At 70.9% G+C, this 16,145-nt stretch carries 12 protein-coding genes; 8 read left to right on the top strand and 4 right to left on the bottom strand.

Annotated features, from left to right (window positions below):
• Positions 1–10: 10 nt before the first annotated feature.
• The 6 genes from glgX to AB0M83_RS20485 all read left to right on the top strand — a co-directional run bounded on the left by glgX (position 11) and on the right by AB0M83_RS20485 (position 10,539).
• Positions 11–2,155, top strand: coding sequence for a glycogen debranching protein GlgX (gene glgX, locus AB0M83_RS20510; protein ID WP_364519196.1), 2,145 nt, complete (start codon positions 11–13; stop codon positions 2,153–2,155).
• Between the two features lie 376 nt (positions 2,156–2,531).
• A complete protein-coding gene (locus tag AB0M83_RS20505; RefSeq protein WP_364519194.1) occupies positions 2,532–4,514 on the top strand; it encodes a maltotransferase domain-containing protein in 1,983 nt (660 codons plus the stop codon).
• A gap of 34 nt (positions 4,515–4,548) precedes the next feature.
• Positions 4,549–6,357: a maltose alpha-D-glucosyltransferase gene (treS, locus tag AB0M83_RS20500; protein ID WP_364519193.1), complete on the top strand. Its 1,809-nt coding sequence runs from the start codon at positions 4,549–4,551 to the stop codon at positions 6,355–6,357.
• A 5-nt stretch (positions 6,358–6,362) separates the two neighbouring features.
• Entirely contained in the window at positions 6,363–7,736 is a 1,374-nt protein-coding gene (locus tag AB0M83_RS20495; RefSeq protein ID WP_364519191.1) for an aminoglycoside phosphotransferase, read from the top strand.
• A 4-nt stretch (positions 7,737–7,740) separates the two neighbouring features.
• A complete protein-coding gene (glgB, locus tag AB0M83_RS20490; RefSeq protein ID WP_364519189.1) occupies positions 7,741–9,948 on the top strand; it encodes a 1,4-alpha-glucan branching protein GlgB in 2,208 nt (735 codons plus the stop codon).
• A gap of 198 nt (positions 9,949–10,146) precedes the next feature.
• Complete coding sequence (locus tag AB0M83_RS20485; protein WP_364519187.1) at positions 10,147–10,539, top strand: hypothetical protein; 393 nt, start codon at positions 10,147–10,149, stop codon at positions 10,537–10,539.
• Positions 10,540–10,612: 73 nt separating this feature from the next.
• Here the strand turns inward: AB0M83_RS20485 and AB0M83_RS20480 are convergent, their stop codons facing one another.
• A complete protein-coding gene (locus AB0M83_RS20480; protein ID WP_364519185.1) occupies positions 10,613–12,013 on the bottom strand; it encodes an RNA polymerase sigma factor in 1,401 nt (466 codons plus the stop codon).
• Positions 12,014–12,212: 199 nt separating this feature from the next.
• Entirely contained in the window at positions 12,213–12,977 is a 765-nt protein-coding gene (ppgK, locus tag AB0M83_RS20475) for a polyphosphate--glucose phosphotransferase (protein WP_364519266.1), read from the bottom strand.
• Between the two features lie 67 nt (positions 12,978–13,044).
• Here ppgK and AB0M83_RS20470 point away from each other — a divergent pair, with 67 nt between their 5' ends.
• A complete protein-coding gene (locus AB0M83_RS20470; protein ID WP_364519183.1) occupies positions 13,045–13,863 on the top strand; it encodes an inositol monophosphatase family protein in 819 nt (272 codons plus the stop codon).
• 145 nt (positions 13,864–14,008) lie between these two features.
• On the opposite strand, the gene cei is transcribed toward AB0M83_RS20470, so the two are convergent.
• Entirely contained in the window at positions 14,009–14,692 is a 684-nt protein-coding gene (cei, locus tag AB0M83_RS20465; RefSeq protein WP_364519181.1) for an envelope integrity protein Cei, read from the bottom strand.
• Between the two features lie 515 nt (positions 14,693–15,207).
• Between cei and AB0M83_RS20460 the strand changes: the two genes are divergently transcribed.
• Positions 15,208–15,516: a DUF4193 domain-containing protein gene (locus AB0M83_RS20460; RefSeq protein ID WP_086676737.1), complete on the top strand. Its 309-nt coding sequence runs from the start codon at positions 15,208–15,210 to the stop codon at positions 15,514–15,516.
• Between the two features lie 138 nt (positions 15,517–15,654).
• Here AB0M83_RS20460 and AB0M83_RS20455 read toward each other — a convergent pair whose 3' ends face one another.
• Entirely contained in the window at positions 15,655–16,137 is a 483-nt protein-coding gene (locus AB0M83_RS20455; protein WP_364519179.1) for a DUF3093 domain-containing protein, read from the bottom strand.
• Between the last annotated feature and the right edge of the window lie 8 nt (positions 16,138–16,145).

Here is a 16,145-nt window from a genome sequence, read left to right as displayed (position 1 = left end):
CGATTCAGGAATGGCCACACGACCCTCGACCCAGCACGTCCGCGCCGGACGCCCGTTTCCCCTCGGCGCCCACCCGGAGGCCGGCGGGGTGCGGTTCGCGATCACCTCCGCCGTCGCGGACGCGGTCGACCTGTGCCTGATCGACGCCGACGGGTCCGAACGCCGGATCGCGCTGACCGAACGCACCTTCGGCGTCTGGCACGGCCTGGTGCCCGGGGTGACGCCGGGGCAGCGGTATGGCTACCGGATCCACGGCCCGTACGACCCGGCCCGCGGCCTCCGCTGCAACCCGCACAAACTGCTCCTCGACCCGTACGCCCGGCAGATCACCGGCGGCCTGACCGACCTGGCCGCGGCGCAGGGCTTCACCGGCGACCCCGAGCGCGGCCCGATGTCCACAGTGGATTCGCTGGGCAGCGTGCCGCTGTCGGTGGTGTCCTCGCCGGGCGGGCCGGACACCGGGGTCAAGCCCGAGGTCCCGTTCGAGGAGGCGGTGATCTACGAGCTGCACGTCAAGGGCTTCACGCAGCAGCACCCGTTCATCCCGGAGGCGCTGCGCGGCACCTACCTCGGCCTGGCCCACCCGGTGGCCATCGAGTACCTGACCCGGCTCGGCGTCACGTCGGTGGAGCTGCTGCCGGTGCACTCGTTCCTCGACGAGCCGTCGCTGGTCCGGGCCGGGCGGCACAACTACTGGGGGTACTCGCCGCTCGGCTTCTTCGCGCCGCACGCCGCCTACGCCAGCGAGCCGGGCCACGAGGTCGAGGAGTTCCGGCTGATGGTGGCCGCCCTGCACGCGGCCGGCATCGAGGTGATCGTCGACGTCGTGTTCAACCACACCTGCGAGGGCGGCCCGGACGGGCCGACGCTGAGCTTCCGCGGGCTGAACGCGCCGGTGTACTACCTGCACACCGAGCGCGGGCACATGGCCGACATCACCGGCTGCGGCAACACCCTGGAGGCCGGCTCGCCGACCGTGGTCCGGCTGGTCACCGACTCGCTGCGGTACTGGACGCAGGAGCTGGGCGTCGACGGCTTCCGCTTCGACCTGGCCAGCACGCTCGGCCGGGCCCGCGGCGGCGTGTTCGACCCGGCGTCGACCCTGCTCACCGCGATCACGACCGACCCGGTGCTCTCGCGCTGCAAGCTGATCGCGGAGCCGTGGGACGCGACCGGCGAGGGCTACCGCGTCGGCGGCTTCGGCGCCCAGTGGGCGGAGTGGAACGGCCGCTACCGCGACACCGTGCGGGACTTCTGGCGCGGCGCGACCGGCGTGCGGGACCTCGCCTACCGGCTGTCCGGCTCGTCGGACCTTTACGACCACAACCTGCGCCGGCCGTGGCAGTCGATCAACTTCGTCACCGCCCACGACGGCTTCACGCTGCGGGACCTGGTGTCCTACAACGAAAAGCACAACGAAGCCAACGGCGAGGACAACCGCGACGGCGGCAACGACAACCGCTCGTGGAACCACGGCGCCGAGGGCGGCACGGCCGACCCGGCGATCCGCGACCTGCGCGCGCGGCAGGTCCGCAACATGTTCGCCACGCTGCTGCTGTCCACCGGCACCCCGATGATCACCGCGGGTGACGAGTTCTGGCGGACCCAGGGCGGCAACAACAACGCGTACTGCCTCGACGACGAGACGTCCTGGCTGGACTGGACGCCGGAGGAGCCCGAGGCGGAGGCCATGCTGGCCTTCGCCCGCCGGGTCGTGCGGCTGCGGGCGAACAGCCCGGCGCTGCGGCAGCCGGAGTTCTTCGAAGGCCGGACGACGCCGACCGGCAAACCGGACCTGGTCTGGTTCCGCCCCGACGGCGAGGAGTTCGGCGAGACCGACTGGTTCGAGGACCGGCACACCCTCGGCATGTGGGTCGACGGCTCGAACAGCCAGGCCCGCAACCGCGACGGCGAGCTGGTGCCCGACCACTCGTGGCTGATGTGGCTGCACGCGGGGGACGAGCCGGCCGAGGTGGTGCTGCCGGGCCGAGAGTACGGCGAGACGTTCAAGCCGACGCTCGACACGAGCACTTCGGACGGCAGCCCGGCCAACCCGGGCCCGCTGGAGGCCAAGAGCCGGCTGACGCTGCAGTCCCGGTCCCTGCTCCTGCTCCGCGCCCCGCGCTTGGCCGCCGAGCACGTCGACGGCCCCTGACGCCCGTACCCGGAGAGTCGGCTCGCGTACCCAGAGGGTCGGACGGCGTACCCAGAGGGTCGGCTCACGAGCCGACGCTCCAGGTACGCGAGCCGACCGTCCAGGTACGCGAGCCGACCGTCCAGGTACGCGAGCCGACTGTCCAGGTACGCGTGTCGTCCATTCGTGTACGGGTATTCCCCGGCAGGGTCCGGCGGCGGGGCGGGCGCGTGCTTAACCTGCCGGACATCTGCCGGAAATTCGTTGCGGGGGAAGCGTTTCATCCGAACCCGAGTGGGTACACAGGTAGAGAGCCCTGCCTCGAACGCGCTTGATCGAGTCGGGCAGACTGACGACGCCTGCGCACAAACCGACACACTTTCGAGGGGCGTTGCCCATGACCGGCCGGCTCGGCATCGACGACGTCTCCCCCAGCGTGAGCTGCGGCCGGTATCCGGCCAAAGCCGTTGTGGGGGAACACATCCCGGTCACTGCGACCGTCTGGCGCGAGGGTCACGACGCCGTCGCGGCCACCGTCGCGTGGCGCGGTCCCGGCGATCGGCTGACCCGCCAGACGCGGATGGTGCCGCGGGGTCCCGATCACCCCGACGAGTTCGCCGCGGTGATCGTCCCGGACACCACCGGCACGTGGACCTACCGGATCGACGCGTGGGGCGACCCCTGGGCGACGTGGGAGCACAACGTCGAGGTGAAGGTCGCCGCCGGGCAGGGCCCCGAAGACCTCGCCAACGACCTCGAGAACGGCGCCCGGCTGCTGGAGCGCGTCTCGCGCCGCCCGGACCGCCGGGCGGAGAAAGCGCTGCTGACCGGCGCGGTCGCCGCGTTGCGCGACGAAGGGCGCGGCCTCGCCGAGCGGGTCGGGCCCGCGCTCTCGCCCGAGATCCGCCAGCTCATGCACGAGTTCCCGGTGCGCGAGCTGATCACCAAGGGCAAGCCGCACAAGCTGTGGGTCGACCGCCGCCGGGCCGCGTTCGGCTCCTGGTACGAGCTGTTCCCCCGCTCCACCGGCGGGCTCGACGCCGAGGGCAAGCCGGTGCACGGCACCTTCACCACCGCCGCGGCCGCGCTCGACCGGGTCGCGAAGATGGGCTTCGACGTCGTCTACCTGCCGCCGATCCACCCCATCGGCCGCGTGAACCGCAAGGGCCCCAACAACACCCTCGACGCCAAGCCCGACGACGTCGGCTCGCCGTGGGCCATCGGGTCCGACGAGGGCGGGCACGACGCCATCCACCCGGAGCTCGGCACCTTCGAGGACTTCGACGCCTTCGTCGCCCGCTCGGAAGAGCTGGGCATGGAGGTGGCGCTGGACTTCGCGCTGCAGGCCGCGCCGGACCACCCGTGGGTGCTCAAGAACCAGGAGTTCTTCACCACCCGCCCGGACGGCTCGATCGCCTACGCGGAGAACCCGCCGAAGAAGTACCAGGACATCTACCCGATCAACTTCGACAACGACCCCAAGGGCGTCTACGAGGAGATGCTGCGGGTCATCACGGTCTGGATCGACCACGGGGTCAAGATCTTCCGGGTCGACAACCCGCACACCAAGCCGCCGGACTTCTGGGCCTGGCTGATCCAGTCGGTGAAGGACGCCCACCCGGACGTCCTGTTCCTGGCCGAGGCGTTCACCCGCCCGGCGCGGCTGTGGGGCCTGGCCCGGCTCGGCTTCACCCAGAGCTACACGTACTTCACGTGGCGGACCGGCAAGCAGGAGCTGATCGACTTCGCCATCGACCTGCGCGAGCACTGGAACGAAGGCCGGCCGAACCTGTTCGTGAACACCCCCGACATCCTCCACGAGTCGCTGCAGCGCGGCGGGCCCGGCATGTTCGCGCTGCGGGCCGCGCTGGCCGCGACGATCTCGCCGACGTGGGGCGTCTACTCGGGGTACGAGCTGTTCGAGCACGTCCCGGTCCGCGAGGGCAGCGAGGAGTACCTCGACTCCGAGAAGTACCAGCTGCGCCCGCGCGACTTCGAGCGCGCGCTCGCCGAGGGGCGGTCGCTGGAGCCGTGGATCGCGAAGCTGAACGCCGTCCGCCGCGCGCACCCGGCGCTGCAGCAGATGCGCACCCTGCACTTCCACCACGTCGACAACGACGCGCTGCTGGCGTACTCCAAACAGGACCCGGCGACCGGCGACACCGTGGTCACCGTCGTCACCCTCGATCCGTACGGGCCGCAGGAAGGCACGCTGTGGCTCGACACGGCGGCCCTCGGGTTCGAGTCGCACGAGCGGCTGATCGCCCACGACGAGGTCACCGGCGACACGTGGGACTGGGGCCCGGCGAACTTCGTGCGGCTCGAGCCCTGGCGGGCCGTGGCGCACATGGTGTCGGTCCGGCGGCGGCTCGCCGGTTAGCGGGGGAACGGATCGAGGGACTGAGGTGGAACACATGGCGGAGGAAGCCCGCCCCGACGCGGCACTCGGGCTCGAGGGTGTGCCGCACACCGGCGAGGCGATGACCGCCGACGGCATGCTCGTCGAGCCCCAGGCCGGCGACTTCCGGTCGGCGCAGCAGGCGCCGAGCAACCCGGAGTGGTTCAAGGGCGCGGTGTTCTACGAGGTGCTGGTGCGCGCGTTCGCCGACTCCAACGGCGACGGCACCGGCGACCTGAGAGGCCTGGCCGGCCGGCTGGACTACCTGGCCTGGCTGGGCATCGACTGCCTGTGGCTGCCGCCGTTCTACGCGTCGCCGCTGCGCGACGGCGGATACGACATCAGCGACTTCCGCGCCGTGCTGCCGGAGTTCGGCAGCGTCGAGGACTTCGTGTTCCTGTTGAACGAGGCGCACCGGCGCGGCATCCGGGTGATCACCGACCTGGTGCTCAACCACACTTCGGACGCGCACCCGTGGTTCCAGCAGTCCCGCAGCGATCCGGACGGCCCGTACGGCGATTACTACGTGTGGAGCGACGACGACTCCCGCTACGCCGACGCGCGGATCATCTTCGTCGACACCGAGACGTCGAACTGGACGTACGACCCGGTGCGCGGCCAGTTCTACTGGCACCGGTTCTTCTCCCACCAGCCCGACCTGAACTTCGAGAACCCCGACGTCCAGAACGCGATGATCGACACCCTGCGCTTCTGGCTCGACCTGGGCATCGACGGGTTCCGCCTCGACGCCGTGCCGTACCTGTTCGAGCAGGAGGGCACCAACTGCGAGAACCTGCCGCGCACGCACGAGTTCCTCAAGCGCTGCCGCAAGGTCGTCGACGACGAGTACCCGGGGCGGATCCTGCTCGCCGAGGCCAACCAATGGCCCTCGGACGTCGTCGAGTACTTCGGCGACCCGGCGGTCGGCGGCGACGAGTGTCACATGGCGTTCCACTTCCCGCTGATGCCACGGATCTTCATGGCCGTGCGCCGCGAGTCGCGGTTCCCGATCTCGGAGATCCTCGTCCAGACCCCGGAGATCCCGAGCGGTACCCAGTGGGGCATCTTCCTGCGCAACCACGACGAGCTGACCCTCGAGATGGTCACCGACGAAGAGCGCGACTACATGTACACGGAGTACGCCAAGGACCCGCGCATGAAGGCCAACATCGGCATCCGCCGGAGGCTGGCCCCGCTGCTCGACAACGACCGGAACCAGCAGGAGCTCTTCACGGCGATGCTGCTGTCCCTGCCGGGCTCGCCCGTTCTGTACTACGGTGACGAGATCGGCATGGGAGACAACATCTGGCTCGGAGACCGCGACGCGGTGCGCACCCCCATGCAGTGGACCCCGGACCGCAACGCCGGGTTCTCCTCGTGCGACCCCGGCCGGATCTACCTGCCGGTGATCATGGACCCGGTGTACGGCTACCAGGGCCTGAACGTCGAGGCGCAGTCGAACAACGCGTCGTCGCTGCTCAACTGGACCCGGCGGATGATCGAGGTGCGCAAGCAGCACCACGCGTTCGCCGAGGGGGAGTTCGTCGACCTCGGCGGGTCCAACCCGAGCGTGCTGGCGTACAAGCGCCAGTGGCGGCGCCCGGACGGCGGCGAGGACGTCGTGCTCTGCGTGAACAACCTGTCCCGGTTCCCGCAGCCGGTGGAGCTGGACCTGTCCGCGCACCGCGGGTGCACGCCGGTGGAGCTCACCGGTGGCGTGCGGTTCCCCAGCATCGGGGACCTGTCGTACCTGCTGACGCTGCCGGGCCACGGTTTCTACTGGTTCCAGCTGACGAGCCCGGGAGACGAAGGCGAAGCGAGGTGAGTCCCTTGTCCGACCCGCGTGAGCTGGTCGACGACCTGACCGACGATCTGGTGCGCTGGCTGCCCGAACAGCGCTGGTTCGCCGGCAAGGACCGGCCGGTGACCGGCGTGCGGCCGCTCGGCGTGACCGAGCTGGTCGAAGGCGACCCGCAGCTGCTGCACGTGGTCGTCGAGGTCGAGCAGGGCGATCGGTCCGAGCCCTACCAATTGCTCGTGGGCCGGCGGACGCACCCGCCGGAGATCTCGTCGACCAGCTGGATCGGTGCCGTCGGCGACCTCAACGCCTACGAGGCGTCCGGCGACCTCGACGTCACCGGTGTGCTGCTGGACCTGATGGCCCGGGAAGGCCGCGTGGGCTCGCTCGTCTTCGAGCACGAGCCCGGCGTCGAGCTGGAGACCGGCCTGCGGGCACGGCCGATCACCTCGGAGCAGAGCAACACGTCCCTGGTCTACGGCGGGCAGTACATCCTCAAGCTGTTCCGGAAGCTGACGCCGGGGAAGAACAAGGACCTGCTGCTGCACCGGGCGCTGCAGGGCGTCGGCAGCAAGCACATCGCGCAGGTGCTCGGCTCGATCACCGGCGACCTCGACGGCGAGCCGACCACGGTCGGCATGCTCCAGCAGTTCGTCGCGGACGCGGTCGACGGCTGGGCGATGGCCACCACGAGCGTCCGCGACCTGATGGCCGCGCCGGAGCTGCACGCCGAAGAGGTCGGCGGCGACTTCGCCGGCGAGGCCGAGCGGCTCGGGCGGGCGGTGGCCGAGGTGCACGCGGACCTGGCCGAGGCCCTCGGGACCGAACCGGTCGACGCCGACGAGCTGGAGCGCTCGATGAAGGCGATGCTCGACCGGCTCGACGCCGTCGCCGGGCGGGTGCCGGAGCTGGCCGCGCACGCCCCGGGGCTGCGGACCGCGTTCGAGACGCTGCGCACGCTGCCCGCCGACTCCGTGACCATGCAGTACATCCACGGCGACCTGCACCTCGGCCAGGTGCTGCGGACGGTCACCGGCTGGCTGCTGATCGACTTCGAGGGCGAGCCGGCGGCCCCGGTGGAGGAGCGCCACGCGCTGCGGTCGCCGTTGCGGGACGTGGCGGGCATGCTGAGGTCGTTCGACTACGCGGCCCAGCAGATGCTGGTCGGGCAGCCGGACGAACCGGCGCTGGCCCAGCGGGCCATGGAGTGGTCGCAGCGCAACCGGGCGGCGTTCTGCGAGGGCTACGCCGCGATCGCGGCGGACCCGCGCGACCAAGGCGAGCTGCTGCGCGCCTTCGAACTGGACAAGGCGGTCTACGAGGTGAGCTACGAGCACGCGAACCGGCCCGACTGGCTGGGCGTGCCGCTCGCCTCGATCGCCCGGATCACCGACGGAGAGGGATGACGCCGTGAACGCGGTTCCGGAAGGCCTCCCGGCCGCGGCCCCGGCGGCCGCGGACATCGACCGGCTGCTGGCCGGCTCGCACCACGACCCGCACTCGGTGCTGGGCGTGCACGCGGTGGGCAAGGGCTTCGCGGCCCGGGCGCTGCTGCCCGGCGCGAAGGCCGTGGCTCTGGTCAGCGGCGAAGACCGGTACCCGATGGAGCCGGTCATCGACGCCCTGTTCGCCGTCGCGGTGCCCGAGCACCCCGGCGACTACCGGCTGGAGATCGACTACGACGGGCACTCCGTCACGGCCGACGACCCGTACCGCTGGCTGCCCACGGTCGGCGAGCTGGACCTGCACCTGATCGGCGAGGGCCGGCACGAGCGGCTCTGGGAGGCGCTCGGCGCGCACGTCCGTTCATACGAGACGCCGGGCGGCGTCGTCGAAGGGACGTCGTTCGCGGTCTGGGCGCCGAACGCCCGCGGTATCCGCGTGATCGGCGACTTCAACGGCTGGGACGGCCGCGGGCACGCGATGCGCTCGCTCGGCTCGTCCGGGGTCTGGGAGATCTTCGTGCCCGGTGTCGGGGCCGGCACCTGCTACAAGTTCCGGATCCTCGGGGCCGACGGGAACTGGCACGAGAAGGCCGACCCGATGGCGTTCGGCACGGAGCAGCCGCCCGCGACGGCGTCGGTCGTCACGACGTCGGCGCACCTGTGGGACGACGACGTGTGGGTCGCCCAGCGCGAAGCGACCGAGTGGGCGGCGGCGCCGATGAGCGTCTACGAGGTCCACCTCGGCTCGTGGCGGCCCGGGCTCGACTACCGGGAGCTGGCCGACCAGCTCGGTGACTACCTGGTCGAAACCGGGTTCACGCACGTGGAGCTGCTGCCGGTGTCGGAGCACCCGTTCGGCGGCTCGTGGGGCTACCAGGTGACGTCGTACTACGCGCCGACGTCCCGGTTCGGCTCCCCGGACGACTTCCGCTACTTCGTCGACCGCCTGCACCAGCGGGGGATCGGCGTGCTCGTGGACTGGGTGCCGGCGCACTTCCCGCGGGACGCGTGGGCGCTGGCGAAGTTCGACGGCACCGCGTTGTACGAGCACGCGGACCCGCGCCGCGGTGAGCAGCCCGACTGGGGCACGCTCGTGTTCGACTTCGGCCGCAACGAGGTCCGCAACTTCCTCGTCGCCAACGCGCTGTACTGGATCGAGGAGTTCCACCTCGACGGCCTGCGCGTCGACGCCGTCGCCTCGATGCTCTACCTCGACTACTCCCGCAAGGAAGGGGAGTGGCTGCCGAACCAGTACGGCGGCCGCGAGAACCTGGATGCCGTGCGGTTCCTGCAGGAGCTGAACGCGACCGTCTACAAGCGACACCCGGGTGTCGTGATGGTGGCCGAGGAGTCGACGGCGTGGCCGGGCGTCACGCGCCCGACGCACCTGGGCGGCCTCGGGTTCGGGTTCAAGTGGAACATGGGCTGGATGCACGACACGCTCCGGTACCTGTCGCACGAGCCGATCCACCGCGCGTACCACCACAACGAGATGACCTTCTCGCTCGTGTACGCGTGGAGCGAGAACTTCGTGCTGCCGCTCTCGCACGACGAAGTGGTGCACGGCAAGGGATCCCTGTGGGGCCGCATGCCGGGCGACGCCTGGAACAAGGCGGCCGGGCTGCGCTCGCTGCTGGCGTTCATGTGGGCGCACCCGGGCAAGCAGCTGCTGTTCATGGGCGGTGAGTTCGGCCAGCCGCAGGAGTGGTCGGAGCAGCGGTCGCTGGACTGGCACCTGCTGGACGAGCCGCTGCACCGCGGGGTTCAGGACCTGCTGCGGTCGCTGAACTCGGTGTACCGGTCGACGCCGGCGCTGTTCAGCCAGGACACGTCCCCGGACGGCTTCCGCTGGATCGACGCGAACGACTCCAGCGGCAACGTGCTGAGCTTCCTGCGCATCGGCGCCGACGGTTCGCGGCTGGCCTGCGTGGCGAACTTCGCGGGCGTGCCGCACCACGACTACCGCGTCGGCCTGCCGGCGGCGGGCCGCTGGCGCGAGGTGGTCAACACGGACGCGGAGGCGTACGGCGGTTCGGGCGTCGGGAACCTGGGCCTGGTGGAGGCGACGGAGGACCCGTGGCACGGCCAGCCGGCCTCGGCGATCCTCCAGCTCCCGCCGGCGGGCGTCCTCTGGCTCACCGAAGAGGAACCCCCGCCCCCAGACCTCCCGTGATCCAAGCCGGAACTCGCGTGATCAAGGCCGTAACTCGCGTGACTGAGGCCGGAACTCGCGAGTTCCGGCTCTGATCACGCGAGTCACGCGCTCAGTCACGCGAGTCACGCGCTCAATCACGCGTGATGCCCGCTCAGTCACGCGAGATGCCCGGAAAAAGGCTCGGCCGGGCGCGTGTCGCGGGCTTACCATCAGTGCATGACCGGCGCCGGCGGCGTCCTCGCGAACCTGATCCTGTTCGCCGTGGTCTGCATCGCTCCCACGGTGTTGTTCTGGTGCGCGCTGCGGTTCCCCGCGGTGCTGCGGTGGGTGCGGGAGAAACGCGCGAAGCCGCAACCGGTGGGTCCGCCGATCGAGCGGGTCGCGGCGGACCTGCGGCGGGTGCACCGCCTGCTGGCCGGCTACCCGTCCGGCACCCCGGCCGCGCGGCGCTTCGGCACGCGCCAGGCGTACGACGAGCTCCTCATGCAGGCCTGCCGCCAGGTCGGCGTCCCACACCGGCTCGCCGAGCTGCCCGAGGGCATGGACCGCGAGATCGAACGCCTGCGCGTCGAGGAGTCGCTGCGGGAGCGCGGCCTGGCTGTGCCCTGAGACCGGCCGGATCCGAAACGGAAGAACCCCGCCACCGAGGTGACGGGGTTCTTCCGTTGGTACCGAAGGAAACTCAGTCCAGGTAGTCGCGCAGGACCTGGGACCGCGACGGGTGGCGCAGCTTCGACATCGTCTTCGACTCGATCTGCCGGATGCGCTCCCGGGTCACCCCGTACACCTGGCCGATCTCGTCGAGCGTGCGCGGCTGGCCGTCCGTGAGGCCGAAGCGCAGCCGGACCACGCCCGCCTCGCGCTCGGACAGCGTCTGCAGCACCGACTGGAGCTGATCCTGCAGCAGCGTGAACGACACCGCGTCCACCGCGACGACCGCTTCGGAGTCCTCGATGAAGTCGCCGAGCTGCGAGTCGCCCTCGTCGCCGATCGTCTGGTCGAGCGAGATCGGCTCACGCGCGTACTGCTGGATCTCCAGGACCTTCTCCGGGGAGATGTCCATTTCCTTGGCGAGCTCTTCCGGGGTCGGCTCGCGGCCGAGGTCCTGGAGCAGTTCGCGCTGTATGCGGCCGAGCTTGTTGATGACCTCGACCATGTGCACCGGGATGCGGATGGTGCGGGCCTGGTCGGCCATCGCGCGGGTGATCGCCTGGCGGATCCACCACGTGGCGTACGTCGAGAACTTGTAGCCCTTGGTGTAGTCGAACTTCTCCACCGCGCGGATCAGGCCGAGGTTGCCCTCCTGGATCAGGTCCAGGAACGCCATGCCGCGGCCGGTGTAGCGCTTGGCCAGCGACACCACGAGCCGGAGGTTCGCCTCCAGCAGGTGGTTCTTGGCGCGCTCGCCGTCACGCACGATCCACTTGAGATCGCGGCGCATCTGGGTGACGAGCTTCTCGCCCTCCTCCTCGGCGGTGCGCACGCGCTCGGCGGCGTAGAGCCCGGCCTCGATCCGCTTGGCCAGCTCCACCTCCTCCTCCGCGTTCAGCAGCGCGACCTTGCCGATCTGCTTGAGGTAGGCACGCACGGAGTCGGCCGACGCGGTGAGCTCGGCGTCCTTGCGCGCCTGACGCAGCGCCTCGGACTCCTCCTCGTCCCAGACGAAGTCCGGGTTGTCGGAGCTCTTCGCGGCCGCCGCCTTGTCGGCCGCGGCACCACGGCGGCGCTGCGCCGGGGTCTCCTCGTCCGACTCGTCGTCGTCATCGTCTTCTTCAGCGGCGTCCGGCTCGTCGGTGACCGTCTCGTCGACGACGTCGACCTCGACCTCTTCCAGGTCCGACAGGTCGGGCGTGTCGAGTTCGGCTTCGTCGATCTCGACGGGACCGTCCGGCTCGCCGTCTTCGGTCTTCGCGCCCTTGGTCGCGGGCTTCTTCGCCGGAGCCTTCTTGGCCGGAGCCTTCTTCGCGGTGGTGGTCTTGCGGGCCGCAGGCTTCGCCGTCCCGGTGGCTGCCTCTTCGGCCGGCTCGCCGGCTGCGGTCGCGGTCTTCGTCCCGCCTCGGGTTGCGGTTCTTGCGGCTGCCACTTACGCCCTTTCGCAGCGGTCGATCATGACGAGCAACGGCACGGGTGCCACTGCTGCCTCACATTCGGGGGATCACGCCTCGGCCTGCGGTTTTAGCCTCCGCAGCCGTGGGCCGTGTTCCATTGTAACGACGGTACGCGCATGCGTCGCGAAGCGATCACCCTCCGGCCCGCTCCGGCGCCGGAGATCGGCTCCGGATCTAGTGCTGGATGCCCTCGCTCGCGGCCGCCGCGGCACCCACGATCCCCGCGTTGTTCTGCAGCGTCGCGACCAGCACCGGCGTGCGGATGTCGAGCAGCGGCACCCATTTCTCGGCCTTCTTGCTGACCCCGCCGCCGACGATGAACAGATCGGGCCAGATCAGGTTTTCGAGCACGGTCAGATAACGGTGCACGCGCTTGGACCATTCGGGGTACGACAGGCCCTCGTTGTCCTTCACCGAAGCGGCCGCGCGCTTCTCCGCGTCGTGGCCGTCGATCTCCAGGTGGCCGAACTCGGTGTTCGGGACGAGCTTGCCGTCCTGGAACACCGCGCTGCCGATGCCGGTGCCGAAGGTGAGCAGGGCGGTGACGCCCTTGCGCGCGACGGGGTCGCCGAAGCGGATCTCCGCCATGCCCGCCGCGTCGGCGTCGTTGAGCATCGCGACCTGGTCGACGCCGCGGCCGAGGCGCTTGGCGAAGAGGGCGTCGGCGTCGGTGCCGATCCACTGCTTGTCGATGTTCGCCGCGGTGTGCGCGACGCCCTTCTTGACCACCGCCGGGAGCGTCACGCCGACCGGGCCGTCCCAGCCCGCCTGCGTCACGATCTCGGCGACGACGTCCGCGACCGCCGACGGCGTGGACGGCTTCGGCGTCTCGATCCGGATGCGGTCGCCGATGAGCTGCCCCTTGTCCAGGTCGACCAAGGCGCCCTTGATCCCGCTGCCGCCGATGTCGATGCCGAAACCTCGGCGGGTCGCCTCCACCACGGACGTGGTCCCTTCTCGCACGATTCAGAAGCCTGCCTCGGAGACTTTAACCGGATGTGGTGACATGTCGGACGTGGGAGTTGACGAGTCGTTGCTGAAAAGCGTCGCGGTGCAGGTCGCGACGGATGCCGCCGAGCTGGTCCGCGAGGCCTGGGAGGGGATGGCGGGCGGCCGGTCGGTGGCCGTGGGCACGAAATCCGCGGACACCGACGTCGTGACCGCGGTGGACCACGAGTCGGAGCGGCTCGTGCGCGCGCGGCTGGCTTCGCTGCGGCCGGGGGAGCCGGTGCTGGGCGAAGAGGGCGGTGGCACCGCCGGCGACGGCGTGACCTGGGTCGTCGACCCGATCGACGGGACGGTCAACTTCCTCTACGGGCTGCCGTGGTTCGCGGTGTCGGTGGCGGCGCAGGTCGGCGGCGAGTCGGTGGCCGGCGCGGTGGTGGAGCCGGCGAGCGGCCGCGTCTGGTCGGCCGCGCGCGGGCAGGGCGCGTTCCTGGACGGCCGCCGGCTGGCGGTGTCGGCGCCTACGCGGCTGGAGCTGACGCTCGTCGGGACCGGGTTCGCGTACTCGGCGGAGCGGCGGACGCGGCAGTCGCGCTTCGCGGCGGAGCTGCTGGGCCGGGTCCGGGACATCCGGCGCAACGGCGCGGCGTCACTCGACCTGTGCGCGGTGGCGGCGGGCTGGCTCGACGCGTACGTGGAGCACGGGCTGCACCGCTGGGACTGGGCCGCAGGGGCCCTGATCGCGGCGGAGGCGGGCGCGGAGGTGCACCTGCCGGGATCGGCGCCGGAACTGGGCGCGGACGCCACGTACAGCGCTGCGCCGTCCATCGCCGGCCCGCTGCGGAAGGTCATCGCCGACTGCGGCGCGGCGGAGGTCTGAGCGGTCTTGAATGACTCATTCAGGGGCGCCGGACGTCCTGAATGAGTCGTTCAAGACTTCGAGCGGCCGAAACTGTCGGTGCCTGCCGGTAGCGTGGAAAACGGGGGCGCCCCCACGCGCGCGGGTTGCCGGTCGTGGTGCGCCGTCAGCAGGCGACGTCGCGGGCCGAGGCCAGCAGCGTCTGGTCGATGACCGGGGCCTTCGCGTCCGTGGACTGCTCGTTCGAGCCGCCGCCCTGGTGGGCCTTGGACCAGTCGGCGAGCTGCGTGAGGATCTGGCGGGCCTCCGCGCGGGGCCGTAGGTCCCCGAAGAGGGTGCCCGTGACCAGGTCGACGCTCGCGTCCTTGCGGTTGTCCTGGACCAGCTCGGCGCACGGCACGACCAGGCTGATCGTCCTCGCCGCGGTGACGCCGTTCTCGCCGAAGCGGATCTGGCCGCGGCACTTGGCCTCACGGCCCTCGTAGGCGGGGTCGTTGGCCGGCTCGCCGACGCCGGTGAAGCCCAGCTCCTTCAGCGACGTGGTGGTGATGCCGCCCTGGCCGCGGGTGCCGGAGGCGTTGAGCACCTTCACGGCGACCTTGTCCGGCGGCACCGGCGCGCGGTCGTCCAGGGCGTTGTGGGGGAGGGTGCTGAACGTGACCCCCGGCGGCGGGCTCGCGGCCGGGTCGCACTTGACGGCCTCGTCGACGTCGCCCTTGCCGACGGCCGCGTTGATCCAGACGACGATCGCGCCGAGCGCGAGCACTCCGATGACGATCAGCGCCGGCAGCGGCTTGTGCCTGCGATACGGCCGCGTCCCACGGTCCCCGATGCCGTTCCCCGACGCCACCCGCCCGTCCCTTCCCGAACATCCGTACCGACCGTGCGAACCCGGCACCGTCGTGGCCGATCAGCCTAGGCGCCGCGCCGGGCACCCGGCGTCCCGGGTCACCCCGCCGGATTCCCCGCCGAGCCGGTCGTCGCCGAACCCCGCCCGCGACCGATCCCCGTGCGGCGATCGCACCACGGCGGGGTCGGACGGGGCAAGCGGACACGGGTCGCCGGTGAAGTTCTCCACCCGCGCGCAACCCGAACGGACGACAACGCGTCTTACCTGCGGGTTCCCCCTGTCGGGTGACGATTGCCGGGCAATGTCTGACTCGTTGCAGAACCGTCGCGGGCGTGAGCTACCCTTCGCGGGCTCCGGCCGCAGGAAGAGGCGCATAAAGAAGAGACCTCGGTCACTTCGGCCGTCGGGCACAAACAGCGGCCCTGGAACGTTGACCAGCGGCACGGCGGACTCACGGGCGCACCCGGGGGTCCGGGAAAACGACTACACAAGCTGATCGCAGGGGTGAGGGACACATGGCTACCGACTACGACGCTCCGCGCCGCAGCGAAGCCGACGAGCTGGCCGAAGACTCGTTGGAGGAGCTCAAGGCCCGGCGGAACGAGAACCAGTCCGGCGTCGTCGACGTCGACGAGGACGCGACCGCCGAGAACTTCGAGCTGCCGGGTGCCGACCTTTCCGGGCTTTCCGGGGAGGACATGACCGTGAAGGTGGTGCCGAAGCAGGCGGATGAGTTCACCTGCTCCGTGTGCTTCCTGGTGCACCACCGCAGCCGGCTGGCCGAGGAGAGCGGCGGACGCCTGATCTGCCGCGACTGCGCCTGACCGCGCGGGATCTCGGCACAGGATCACGGGGACGAACAGACGCGACGGAGAGCCTCGAGGGCAGTAAGGGGCAGGCTCGAAGCGCGCTGGGGACAAAGGGGGCCGGCCGGCAGGCCGGCCCCCTTCCCATGTCTCGGGTCAGGCGCCCTTGATCAGCTCGGCGACGCGCTCGGGGCGCCGGGTGCTGAACAGCCAGTACGGCGTCGGGTCGGCCGGATCGGTGAGCGTGACGCGCACGACCGGGCCGACCCAGCCGCGGTGCAGCACGTAGGCGGCGGGGTCGCCGTCGCGGCCCAGCGCCTTGCGCTTGGCGTCCTTGTCGAAGATCTCGACCTGGCCGGCGTAGCGCAGCGGCAGGTGCGCGTCGCCCACCCACAGCTCCGGCTCGTCACCGCCGGTGACGCGGACCTTCGAGCGGCCGAGCGACAGCATCAGCCCGACGACGACCGGCAGCGCGATCACGTACGGCAGCCACGCCCGGATGCCCGGGTAGCCCATGTCGACCTCGGCCGCGAGCAGGACCGCGCCCAGCACCGGCAGCGGCCAGCCCCACCACGGCACGTACAGCCGTTCGGAATGCCGGACCGCGGCACTCGCGGCCGTCTTCGCAGATTCACCCACGGGTAGAG

Source organism: Amycolatopsis sp. NPDC051106, assembly GCF_040682775.1.
GTDB lineage: Bacteria > Actinomycetota > Actinomycetes > Mycobacteriales > Pseudonocardiaceae > Amycolatopsis.
The sequence above is the reverse complement of the archived record's forward strand: the minus strand, read 5'-3'. Positions and strand labels throughout refer to the sequence as shown.